Source organism: Alphaproteobacteria bacterium US3C007, from assembly GCA_034423775.1.
Classification (GTDB): Bacteria; Pseudomonadota; Alphaproteobacteria; order Rhodobacterales; family Rhodobacteraceae; genus Thalassovivens; species Thalassovivens spotae.
Genome location: CP139918.1, coordinates 2,459,099 through 2,471,303 on the forward strand (window position 1 = coordinate 2,459,099; position 12,205 = coordinate 2,471,303).

At 52.0% G+C, this 12,205-nt stretch carries 9 protein-coding genes; 3 read left to right on the forward strand and 6 right to left on the reverse strand.

What is annotated here, in order from left to right; translation table 11 throughout:
• Positions 1 to 20 precede the first annotated feature (20 nt).
• The gene (gene uvrA / locus UM181_11745) at positions 21 to 2,879 is read left to right on the forward strand and encodes an excinuclease ABC subunit UvrA (protein WQC61998.1); all 2,859 of its coding nucleotides are present in this window, start codon (positions 21 to 23) and stop codon (positions 2,877 to 2,879) included.
• Between the two features lie 206 nt (positions 2,880 to 3,085).
• Here the strand turns inward: uvrA and UM181_11750 are convergent, their stop codons facing one another.
• The 6 genes from UM181_11750 to UM181_11775 all read right to left on the reverse strand — a co-directional run bounded on the left by UM181_11750 (position 3,086) and on the right by UM181_11775 (position 9,519).
• Positions 3,086 to 4,387, reverse strand: a complete 1,302-nt coding sequence (locus UM181_11750) for a branched-chain amino acid ABC transporter permease (GenBank protein ID WQC61999.1) — start codon at positions 4,385 to 4,387, stop codon at positions 3,086 to 3,088.
• Positions 4,387 to 5,397, reverse strand: coding sequence for a branched-chain amino acid ABC transporter permease (locus tag UM181_11755; protein ID WQC64745.1), 1,011 nt, complete (start codon positions 5,395 to 5,397; stop codon positions 4,387 to 4,389). Before UM181_11755 ends, UM181_11750 begins: the two co-directional genes overlap by 1 nt.
• 102 nt (positions 5,398 to 5,499) lie before the next feature.
• On the reverse strand, positions 5,500 to 6,213 hold the full coding sequence (locus UM181_11760; GenBank protein WQC62000.1) for an ABC transporter ATP-binding protein: 714 nt from the start codon (positions 6,211 to 6,213) through the stop codon (positions 5,500 to 5,502).
• A 73-nt stretch (positions 6,214 to 6,286) separates the two neighbouring features.
• On the reverse strand, positions 6,287 to 7,063 hold the full coding sequence (locus UM181_11765) for an ABC transporter ATP-binding protein (protein ID WQC62001.1): 777 nt from the start codon (positions 7,061 to 7,063) through the stop codon (positions 6,287 to 6,289).
• 88 nt (positions 7,064 to 7,151) lie between these two features.
• A complete protein-coding gene (locus tag UM181_11770; protein ID WQC62002.1) occupies positions 7,152 to 8,369 on the reverse strand; it encodes an ABC transporter substrate-binding protein in 1,218 nt (405 codons plus the stop codon).
• A gap of 148 nt (positions 8,370 to 8,517) precedes the next feature.
• The gene (locus UM181_11775) at positions 8,518 to 9,519 is read right to left on the reverse strand and encodes a GlxA family transcriptional regulator (GenBank protein ID WQC62003.1); all 1,002 of its coding nucleotides are present in this window, start codon (positions 9,517 to 9,519) and stop codon (positions 8,518 to 8,520) included.
• A 172-nt stretch (positions 9,520 to 9,691) separates the two neighbouring features.
• Between UM181_11775 and UM181_11780 the strand changes: the two genes are divergently transcribed.
• Together UM181_11780 and UM181_11785 are read left to right on the forward strand one after the other, a co-directional pair.
• Positions 9,692 to 11,062, forward strand: a complete 1,371-nt coding sequence (locus UM181_11780) for a 3-deoxy-7-phosphoheptulonate synthase class II (GenBank protein WQC62004.1) — start codon at positions 9,692 to 9,694, stop codon at positions 11,060 to 11,062.
• A gap of 227 nt (positions 11,063 to 11,289) precedes the next feature.
• Positions 11,290 to 12,204, forward strand: a complete 915-nt coding sequence (locus tag UM181_11785) for a YicC/YloC family endoribonuclease (protein ID WQC62005.1) — start codon at positions 11,290 to 11,292, stop codon at positions 12,202 to 12,204.
• Position 12,205: the final 1 nt, after the last annotated feature.

Genomic DNA, 12,205 nt, shown 5'->3' on the forward strand with positions numbered 1-12,205 from the left:
TTTGTAGAGTAAGGAACATCATGGCAGATCAAAAATTCATCTCTGTGCGCGGTGCCCGCGAACATAACCTAAAGTCAATCGATGTGGATATTCCACGCGATCAATTTGTGGTGATAACAGGTCTTTCCGGATCCGGAAAGTCATCGCTGGCCTTTGATACCGTTTATGCTGAAGGGCAACGGCGCTATGTTGAATCGCTCAGTGCCTATGCCCGTCAGTTTCTGGATATGATGGAAAAACCGGATGTCGATCAGATTTCTGGCCTCAGCCCTGCCATTTCGATTGAACAGAAAACCACCAGCAAAAATCCGCGCTCCACAGTTGGCACAGTCACCGAAATTTATGATTACTTGCGGTTGCTTTTTGCCCGGGCTGGCACGCCCTATAGCCCTGCCACTGGCTTGCCGATTGAGGCCCAGCAGGTGCAAGACATGGTCGACCGCGTTGCGGCGATGCACGAGGGCACCCGCGCCTATTTATTAGCCCCGATCGTGCGCGATAGAAAGGGTGAGTATCGCAAAGAATTCCTTGAATTGCGAAAGCAAGGGTTTCAGCGCGTGAAAGTGGATGGCGCTTTTTATGAGCTGGATGATCCGCCCACCCTGGATAAGAAATTTCGCCATGATATCGACGTTGTGGTTGATAGGATTGTGGTGCGTGCGGGCATAGAAACCCGCCTTGCCGATAGTTTTCGAACCGCGCTTGACCTCGCCGATGGTATTGCAATTTTGGAAACTGCCCCGGATGAGGGTGATCCTGAGCGGGTTACCTTCAGCGAAAATTTCGCGTGTCCGGTGAGCGGTTTCACAATTTCGGAAATTGAACCGCGTCTGTTCTCGTTCAATGCGCCCTTCGGTGCATGCCCGGAGTGTGACGGGTTGGGGCAAGAGCGGTTTTTTGATGAGCGATTGGTGGTGCCGGATGAAACCCTGAAAGTGCGGGATGGTGCCATCGCACCATGGCGGAAGGGAAAGAGCCCATATTTCACACAAACGATCGAAGCAATTTCCAAACATTATGGCGTGTCCATGAATGTCAGTTGGAAGGATTTGCCTGCCGCCGTTAAAAAAGTATTTTTGCACGGATCAGGGGATCAGGAGATTAAATTTCGTTATGATGACGGAGGCCGCGTTTATCAGGTAACCCGTGGTTTTGAGGGTGTCATTCCGAATATGCAACGGCGCTATCGCGAGACTGACAGTTCGTGGGTGCGCGAAGAGTTTGAAAATTACCAGAACAACCAACCCTGCGGAAGCTGCAATGGCTTCCGCCTACGCCCCGAGGCGCTGGCCGTCAAAATTGCCAACTTGCACGTGGGTGAACTTGTACAAATGTCGATCCGAGATGCGCTGAGCTGGTGCGAGGGCGTGCCCGAACATTTGAGCGATCAAAAAAATCAAATCGCGGCCGCGATTTTGAAAGAAATCCGAGAGCGGCTTGGGTTTTTGAATAATGTGGGCTTGGAGTATTTAACCCTCAGCCGCAATGCGGGCACCTTATCGGGGGGCGAAAGTCAACGGATCCGGTTGGCCAGTCAGATTGGCAGCGGGCTCACGGGTGTTTTATACGTGCTTGATGAGCCCTCAATTGGCCTGCATCAGCGCGACAATGACCGTTTGCTTACCACGTTGAAAAACCTGCGCGATCAAGGCAATACGGTGATTGTGGTCGAACATGATGAAGAAGCAATCCGCGAGGCGGATTACGTGTTCGATATCGGACCAGGCGCGGGTGTTCATGGGGGGCATGTTGTGTCCCGCGGCACGCCAGCAGAGGTCGCGGCCGATCCAAACTCTCTTACAGGGCAATATCTTCAAGGGATAAAAGAGATCGCGGTTCCTGCGGTAAGGCGCAGTGGGAACGGCAAAATGCTTACCGTGGTTAAGGCCACCGGAAATAACCTGAAATCCGTTACGGCGGATTTTCCGCTTGGCAAACTGATCTGCGTTACAGGGGTGTCAGGCGGTGGTAAATCCACGCTTACAATCGAAACCTTGTTCAAAACGGCCTCGATGCGTTTGAACGGGGCCAAACAAACACCGGCCCCCTGTGAAACGATCAAAGGTCTCGAATTTCTTGATAAGGTGATCGATATCGACCAGCGTCCGATCGGCAGGACGCCGCGCTCAAACCCCGCCACGTATACGGGTGCCTTCACGCCCATCCGCGATTGGTTCGCAGGATTGCCTGAGGCAAAAACCCGCGGCTATAAGCCCGGCCGGTTCAGTTTCAACGTGAAAGGCGGGCGCTGTGAAGCCTGCCAGGGCGATGGGGTTATCAAAATTGAAATGCATTTCTTACCCGATGTCTACGTGACCTGCGAAACCTGCAATGGCGCGCGCTACAATCGCGAAACGCTGGAGGTTAAATTCAAAGGCAAAAGCATTGCAGATGTGCTGGATATGACGGTCGAAGATGCGCAGGCGTTTTTTCAAGCGGTGCCATCGATCCGTGAAAAAATGGATGCATTGGTGCGGGTGGGTTTGGGCTATATCAAGGTCGGCCAACAGGCCACAACGCTGTCGGGCGGTGAGGCGCAGCGCGTCAAATTGTCAAAAGAGCTGGCAAAGCGCTCGACGGGCCGTACCCTTTATATTCTGGATGAACCGACGACGGGCTTGCATTTCGAAGATGTACGAAAATTACTAGAAGTGCTGCATGAATTGGTGGATCAAGGGAATTCTGTGGTGGTGATTGAGCATAATCTGGATGTTGTCAAAACGGCAGATTGGATCATTGATATCGGTCCTGAAGGCGGTAATGGGGGCGGGCGCATCGTGGCCGCCGGAACTCCGGAAACCATCATCAAGAAGAAAAGCAGTCACACGGGGCATTATTTGAAGATGTTGCTCAAAGACCGGAAATTAGCAGCTGAATAAGCCGCCTTTACTTGCGCGATGCATGAGCTCTCGCTGCGCTTGGAGTGGCGTGTCAGCGTCGCTCGCGGTGCGCGCAGGTCCTTGATGGACGGTTTATGTTTGTCGTGCAGGTTTGATTGGGCGGAGGCTTGGCTTCAAAGCGGTTTGTCAGGGCTTTAAAAAAGAGGTTTGAAAGGCCCTCTCGCGCAGGACCTCAACCCGTTTTTCTATTTTTCAGGAATTAAGCCTTTGGGAGAAAAGCGCAGCACCAGCAATAAGATAAGACCCATGGTAAAAAGCCGCATATGCGCCACGCTGCTGATCAAATGCTGTTTTAGGGGGCTTGCATCTTCCATTCCTGAGGTGATTGCTTGCATTAAGAAACCACCGATCGGTTCCACTTGCACCCAAAAAAACCAGATCACAAAACCGCCCAGCACCGCGCCAAAATTATTTCCAGAGCCGCCGACAATCACCATAACCCAGATCAAGAATGTATAACGCAAAGGTTGATAGCCCGCTGGGGTCAGCTGACCGTCCAGCGTGGTCATCATAGCGCCCGCAATGCCGCAGATCGCCGAGCCCAACACAAAGATCTGCAGATGCCGTTTGGTAACGTCTTTTCCCATCGCTTCTGCAGAGGTTTCATTATCGCGAATGGCGCGCATCATACGCCCCCATGGGCTGCGCAGCGCGTTTTGGGCCATCCAAAGCAAAAGCAACAGAACGACAGTAAACAAGCCAGCGTAGCAGAGCTTTACATAAATAGACGAAGCGGTCACAGCATTCATTCCAAGGTCCGTTGCGGTTGCCACGAAGTCTGGGTTGTTTTGCAAATCCACCTCGAAGGGAACCGGCCGAGGAAGGCCGATTACATTTTTGACGCCTCGGGCCAGCCAATCCTCATTTTTCATGATCGCTAAAATGATTTCCGCAATGCCTAAAGTGGCGATGGCCAGATAATCAGAGCGCAAGCCCAAGGCGGTTTTTCCAATAATCCACGCCACACCCGCTGCCAGCAGCCCGCCAGCGGGCCAAGCCAGTAGGATCGGCAATCCCAATCCGCCTAGATATCCCGTTGAGGCTGGATTGACCGCTTCGATCGCTGATACGCCGCCATCGAAAACAAACCTGAATGCGAAAAACCCCACAATCAGCCCAGCAATAATTCCCAATATTTTGGCTTTGCCCGATGGCAGGCGGACGATGGCTAAGCTGGTTAGCCAAAGGCTGGCAACACCAATCACCAAGCCCAGCATGGTCCTCAGTCCTCCTGCGCTCCACGCCTCTGTAACGGGTGGCATTGAAATCAGCACAGTGGCCAGACCGCCCAGAGCCACAAACCCCATCACGCCCACGTTAAAAAGGCCCGCAAAGCCCCATTGCAAATTCACCCCTAAGGACATGATGGCGCTGATTAGCCCCATATTGAGGATCAATAAAGCGCTATTCCAGCTTTGCAAAAAACCAGTCAACAGGATGAGCAATGCCATCGCTGCAAACAGAAAAATGTTTCTATACTGCGCCATCAATAGGCCTTTCCTTTAAACAAACCGGTCGGACGAAATAGCAGCACAATGATCAAAATAGAAAAGCTGACTGCAAATTTATAATCAGTGCTTAGCAATTGCACCAAGCTCGAGGGGGCCCAATCGCTTGGCACGAGATAGGTCACCACTTTTTTCCACGCATAGGTTATGGTAACTTCCGAAAAGGCGATCACAAACCCGCCGGCAATCGCGCCAACCGGATTGCCCAGCCCGCCGACGATGGCCGAGGAAAAAATCGGCAAGAGCAATAGCAAATAGGTAAAGGGCTTGAACACTTTATCCAGCCCATAAAGCGTGCCTGCAATTGTCGCCAGCGCCGCGACGATCATCCAGGTCACCATCACCACGCGCTCTGGATTGATCCCAGAGAGCAAAGCCAGATCTTCATTATCCGCGTAGGCGCGCATCGACTTGCCGGTTCGTGTGCGCTCAAGGAACCAAAACAGCAAGGCAACAACAATCACGGCGGCAATCACGGTCAAGCCTTGCGTCGTTTTAATTGCCAACCCCTCTTTCAACCCGGTCATGGCCTTAAACTCGCGCGCTGACATGATGAAGCGCTGACCATCGCTAAAAGTGCGATCATCGGGGCCGATGATGAAGCGCACGACGCCATTCATAATAAACATCACCCCCATCGAAACGATTAAAAAGATCACGGGTTTGGCTTTTTGAACGCGATAAAAGCGATAGACGGTACGATCGGTGAACAAGATCAACGCAATACAGCCAAGAATACTGAAGGGCAGGGCCAAAAGGGCCGTTGGCAAAACCCCAAAAGAAATTCCCATCGATTGAAGCCACCACGTGCCCAGAATACTCAGCGTTGCTCCAAAGGCCATCGTATCGCCATGCGCAAAATTAGAAAACCGCAACACCCCATAAATGAGCGTGATACCCAAAGCCCCCAGCGCCAATTGGCTGCCATAGGCAAGGCCGGGTATAATTACATAATTGGCCAGCGCAACCAGCGCATTAAGCAGATCCATCACAGGCATTCCCCTCTATCAATTCTGCGCGCGCGCAGACGCGTCTGAGGTGAAAGACCGCCACCGCGTAATCGAGTGCATTCAAAAACTTTACGCAAAGCTCTACCCCCCTAGGAACGATTTGCGGACTTCTGGATTGTTCAACAATTCTGCGCCGCTGCCGGTAAAAGCGTTGCGCCCTTGCACCAAGACATAGCCTTTATCGGCAATGCTCAGCGCCTGCCGCGCATTTTGTTCAACCATAAGGATCGGTATGCCGGTGCGGGCGACCTCGATGATCCTGTCAAAGAGTTCATCCATAACGATCGGGCTGACACCGGCGGTTGGTTCGTCCAGCATGAGTAATTTAGGCTTGGTCATCAACGCGCGCCCAACCGCTACTTGCTGGCGTTGCCCGCCTGATAACTCGCCGGCGGCTTGCCGACGTTTATCGCGCAGAATAGGAAATAAATCATAGACCTGCTCAAGCGTCTCGCGAAAATCATCCCGTCGAATAAACGCACCCATTTCTAGGTTCTCTTGTACTGTCATGCTGGTGAATATGTTGTTTGTTTGGGGCACGAATCCCATGCCTTTGGCAACACGATCTTGCGGTGAGAGATGTGAGATATCATCACTGTCAAGGCGCACTTGGCCTTCGCGCAGGCGAAGCATGCCGAAAACAGCCTTCATCGCGGTTGATTTTCCCGCGCCATTTGGGCCCACAATCACCGCGATTTCTCCGCGCTCGACCGCAATGGTACAGCTGTGCAGAATATCTGGCCCCTGCCCATAGCCGCCGGTCATCGTTTCTCCGATTAAAAATGGCTCATTCATGTCCAATTAACTCGCTTGCATCCAAGTAACCTGCAGATTTAGGCTGCTCATATTCATTTTCTTACGCCCTTATTCATGCGGTGGTTTTGTTTTTCAGGCCGGTGCCCAAATAGGCTTCGATAACCTGTTCATTGGCCTTTATTTCGGCCAGTGTTCCTTCTGCCAGTACGCGCCCTTCGGCCATACAGATCACTGGGTCACAAAGCCGCTCGATAAAATTCATGTCATGTTCGATGACAACGAATGTATAATTGCGCTCTTTATTCAGCCGCAAGATTGCATCGGCTATTGTGTTTAAAAGCGTGCGGTTCACCCCGGCTCCGACTTCATCCAGAAACACAATTTTTGCATCGACCATCATTGTACGGCCCAGCTCTAACAGCTTTTTTTGGCCGCCAGAGACTTGCCCAGCTTTATGATCGCGCAGGTGATCAATGGTTAAAAATTCAAGGACTTCATCGGCTTTTGCCGCCAGCGCCCGCTCTTCATTGGCGATGCGTTTGCGGCCAAACCAAGTGTTCCAAAGGGTTTCCCCTGATTGATTTGCCGGAACCATCATCAAGTTTTCGCGGCAGCTCATAGATGAAAATTCATGGGCGATCTGAAACGTGCGCAGCAGGCCTTTACTGAACAACTGATGCGGCGCCAATCCGGTGATATCTTCGCCATTCATTAAGACGCTGCCTGATGTTGGTGCGAGCACGCCGGCGATTACGTTAAATAAAGTGGTTTTTCCAGCGCCATTCGGGCCAATTAGCCCTGTTATAGACCCTGATGCAATTTCAAGCGAGGCTCCGTCAACCGCGTGAAACCCACCAAAATGTTTGTGAAGATTTTGAACTTTAATCAAAACAACTGCCCTTATTCATCCACTGCGCAGGGTTGAAATGCAAAACAGCCCGGTCTCCCGGGCTGTTTTTTGTTCTCACTTAAAGAGATTAACGGAACGCGACCGTTGCCACCGCGCCGTCTTTGATCTCGATCTCGCGATAGTTGCCGGCTGATTCGCCCGGTCCGATCAATTCAACGGCCGTTGCTCCCACGTAATCGATTTCCTTTCCGGCTTTGATCATATCAAGCGCCTTACCCAATTCGCCCGGCATGATTTGTTCGCCTGGCGCATTGGCAACCGCCATGAGGTGATCTTTCACTGCGGCTGAGTCGGTTGAGCCAGCGGCTTGCATAGCGAGCATGATCAACGCGGCAGCATCATAGCTTTCGGGCGCAAATGCGTCAGAACCGCCAAACGCTTCCGCAGGGTTGTTCAAAGAGGCGCCAAGCGCCATCGCAACGAACATGTCAGCGCCTTTGCTGTCGGTGCCTGGATATTGACCGAATGAGCCGGTCAAATCTGGGCCGATTTTGTCAACGATATCTTGACCTACCATACCGTCTGGCAGCACGAATGTGTCAAACGCGCCTGTGTCAAGCGATCCTTGGATGATTTGCGTGCCAGCACCGTTTGCATAGCCCGCAACAACCAGAATTTCGCCACCGGCTGAGGCCAGTGCGCCGACTTCGGCAGAATAATCGGCTTTGTCTTCATCATGCGCAGCAGATACGGTTACGGTGCCACCAGCGGCTTCGAACGCGGCTTGGAAGCTGTCGGCCAATCCTTTGCCATAATCGTTATTGGTGTATGTCAGAGCAACGGATTTGAAACCGCGATCCATGATATTTTGTGTCATCACAACGCCTTGACGCGCATCTGATGGGGCTGTGCGGAAAAACAAACCATCATCTTCAGCCGTTGAAAGCGCCGGTGATGTAGCCGAAGGCGATACCATCACGATACCATTCGGGCGTGCTACATTCTGCAGGATCGCGCCTGTGACGCCTGAACAATCCGCACCCATGATCGCATCTACATTATCCGATGTGATTAAACGCTCTGCCGCCGCGGTTGCGGCCGCTGCGTCAATGCAGGTCGAATCTCCGCGAACCGGTGTCACGGTTGCGCCATCGAGCAATTTGCCTGACGCGGTGACTTCTTTCATCGCCAGCTCAGCGCCCAAGCCCATTGAGGGGGTGATTGTTTCGAGCGGTCCGGTAAAGCCCAAAATCACGCCGATTTTAATCTCGTCGCTATGGCCGCCAGCGATTGCGGTGCCTGCTGTTAAAGCTGCCGCAGCCGTCGCCATTAAAAAGTTTCTCATGTTACTTCTCCCATGTAAGGATCACAAATCCAGCGCGAACTTTATGACGCTGTGTCGCAAAAGAAAAGTAGGAATGCTTAAATTATCAGCATAAGTGCAGGCTAAAGTGTCTTTCTGCGGTATAATTCCACCGAGAATTGCAACCAAATCAACCCGGGGTTGCTGACAGGCTGCCCCGCTCACGGTAGGGTGTGGTTTGATAATGCGCCCGGTAACATTTTGAAAAGTGAGAGGGTGAGGCAAAGCCACAGGCCAAGGCCACATTGATCACGCTCATATCCGTCTGCATCAAAAGGTTGCGGGCTTTTTGCAGGCGAAGTTCCATGTAATACCGCTTTGGACTGCGGTTTAAATAGCGCCGGAAAAGCCGCTCTAACTGCCGGGTTGACATGCCAACATATTTTGCAAGCAGCGAGGGGCTTATCGGTTCTTCGATGTTTGTTTCCATCATTTGAATGACTTGGCTTAGTTTTGGATGGCGGACGCCAATTCGCGTGGGCACTGATAATCTTTGGGTATCTTGGTCGGTTCTGATCGAGCTATAGATCAGTTGATCCGCCACGGCATTGGCCAAATCCTCGCCAAAATCCTCGGCGATTAATTTTAGCATTAAATCGATCGATGAGGTGCCACCGGCCGTGGTCATAAACTTACCATCTTTGATAAAGACGGATTTTGTTAATTCGACCTCATCGAAATCTTCGGTAAAACTATCTTGGTTTTCCCAATGTATAGTGGCGCGTCGTCCGTTTAAAAGGCCGGCTTTCGCCATCGTGTAAGCTGCGGTGCAAAGCCCGCCGACCGACAGGCCTTTGCGCGTTTCGCGGCGCACCCAATTCAAAAGCTTTTTAGAGGTTCGCCGCTGAATGTTCATACCGCCGCACAGGATCACGGTATCATCTCTTTTCAACTCAACAAGCCCGTCATCGACGCGAAAGGACGTTCCTGCGGAGCAAAAAACAATATCCGCGCTCTCGCCAAGAACTGTCCAACTGTAAAGAGGTTTTCCGGACATCCGATTTGCGATTCGCAACGCATCCAACGCCGCCGCAAATGACAACAATGAAAACTCTTCGATCAATACAAACGCAAATCGGCGCGGGCCACCTTGCTGGTTGGAAACTGAAATCAAATTGGATTGGGTTACCATTCCACTGTCTCTCTTATTCACGGGCCGAGGGTCTGGGCATTCGTTTTTTCAAACATCACTTGGTCAAAACTAATCGGTCGCGTCAAGATGTAGAATAACATTATGCTATGGTTCTTTCGCGGCGGATTTAGTATAGGAATACGAAACAATCCTTTGCTTTGGAGATCAAGAGATGGCGGAGTGGCAAAAATCTGATTGGCGTAATCTTCCGCGCGTGCAAATGCCCGATTATGTCGATGCGGCAGCTTTGGAGAAAGTAGAAGCACAGCTGTCTAATTATCCACCTTTGGTATTTGCGGGCGAAGCGCGTGACTTGAAAGCACAGCTTGCTTCGGCGTCGCGGGGGGAAGCCTTTTTACTGCAAGGCGGAGATTGCGCAGAAAGCTTTGAGCAATTTACTGCGGATGGGATTCGCGACACGTTTAAAGTGATGCTTCAAATGGCGATGATTCTCACTTATGGCGCGAAAGTGCCGGTGGTGAAATTGGGCCGCATGGCCGGCCAGTTCGCCAAGCCCAGATCTGCCCCAACCGAGACCAAAGAGGGCGTGGAACTGCCCAGCTATAGGGGCGATATCATCAATGAGCTGGCCTTTACGCCTGAGGCACGCATCCCGGACCCTCAAAAAATGACACAAGCGTACACCCAATCTGCGGCGACGTTGAACCTATTGCGGGCGTTTTCCAAAGGCGGCTATGCGGATGTACATCAAGTGCATAGTTGGACGCTGGGTTTTACTGAAAGCGACCGCGCTGCTGAGTACCGCAATATGGCAAATCGCATCAGCGATGCGCTTGACTTTATGAGCGCGGCGGGTATCGCCTCGCATAGCTCTCAAGAGCTGCGGACGGTTGATTTTTATGTGAGCCATGAAGCCCTATTGTTGGAGTATGAGGAAGCCCTAACCCGCTTGGATTCAACATCTGGAAAATGGCTGGCCGGATCAGGCCATCTGATTTGGATCGGCGATCGCACCCGCCAGCCAGATGGGGCGCATGTAGAGTTTTGTCGCGGCGTTCAAAACCCGATTGGGCTGAAATGTGGACCAACCACCACCGCTGATGATCTTAAAGTGTTGATGGCGCGTCTCAATCCTGAAAATGAAGCTGGGCGTCTGACGCTGATTTCACGCTTTGGCGCCGGTGCTGTCGGGGATCATTTGCCGCGGTTAATCAAGGCCGTGCAGGAAGAAGGCGCCAACGTGCTTTGGACCTGCGATGCGATGCATGGGAATACCATCAAATCCTCGACCGGTTATAAAACGCGCCCTTTCGACAGTGTTTTGCGTGAGGTGCGAGAATTCTTTGCGGTGCACACGGCAGAGGGCACTGTTCCAGGCGGCGTGCATTTTGAAATGACAGGCCAAGACGTAACCGAGTGTACGGGCGGCGTGCACGCTGTAAGCGATGAAGATCTATCCGCGCGCTATCACACTGCCTGCGATCCGCGTCTAAACGCCAGCCAGTCTTTGGAGCTTGCGTTTCTGGTGGCTGAGGAATTGGTTTGTCACCGACAGGGACGGGCGAAAACAGCTGTTGCGTAACAATGGGATAGCCCTCGGCGACCCTGAAGCTCTTGTCAGCGGCGTCTTATGTGCTTACGCGGCGCTGCGCTTGGCCGGTCATGAGGGTGAGCAGCCTTAGCCTTTCCAAATGGGGGGCGTTTTTTCAGCTAAAGGCTGAAAACGGGGTATTCCGGCGGATATTTTGTTGGCAGCCTCGGCATGGTGGTGGCTTGATCTGTCTTTGGGGATAGCTTAGCACCATCTGAGTGGTACAGGAGGTCATTTTGATCTGTTCAATGACTGGTTTTGCATCCGATACCGGGTGCCTAAATGGTGTGTCTTGGCGGGCCGAAATTCGAAGCGTAAACGGCCGTGGACTCGACATTAAATGCCGCATCCCCGATTGGATTGAGCGGTTTGAAGAGAGTTTGCGCACTGAATTGCAAACCTATGCGACGCGGGGGCATATTTCTGTTTCGCTGAAACTAGAGGCCAGTGATTCACCCTCAGATCAAGCGGTGCTTGGCGAAGAAAGCCTAGCGGCGATTTTAGGGGCGTTGGAACGTATCGAACAAAAAGCGATGGATATTGGCCTGAGCTTGGCGCCTTCGCGGGCGGCTGACATTCTGCCATTGCGCGGTGTGCTGGTATCTTCTGAGGTAGGGCAACAGCGATTAAGCGAGCAAGGCGCCGACCTGCTTGAGGCGTTGCGGCCCATGCTGCGGGCCTTCGCGGCAAGTCGCGCAGCAGAAGGCGCAGCTTTAAAAACGATTATTTCACAACAGTTGGCGGATTTTGAACGCCTTTTGGCGCAGGCTAAAACGTTGCTGCCACAGCGTGAAGCGGCCGCTTCCAAATCGCTGCAAAAGAATATTGATAAAATTTTTCGCGCCGAGAATGAAATGGACCCTCAGCGTGTTGCCCAAGAATTGGCGCTGATTGTGATAAAGAGTGATATTACTGAAGAATTAGATCGCCTCGACGCACATGTTGCCTCGGCGCGTAAATTGATTGAACAAAAAGTTGCCAATGGCCGGAAATTAGATTTTTTGATGCAAGAGTTTAACCGAGAAACCAATACGCTGTGCGCGAAGGCCAATTATAAAGAATTGACAGATCTTGGGCTCGGGTTGAAGGTTTTAACAGATCAGATGCGCGAACAAATTCAGAATGTGGAATAGA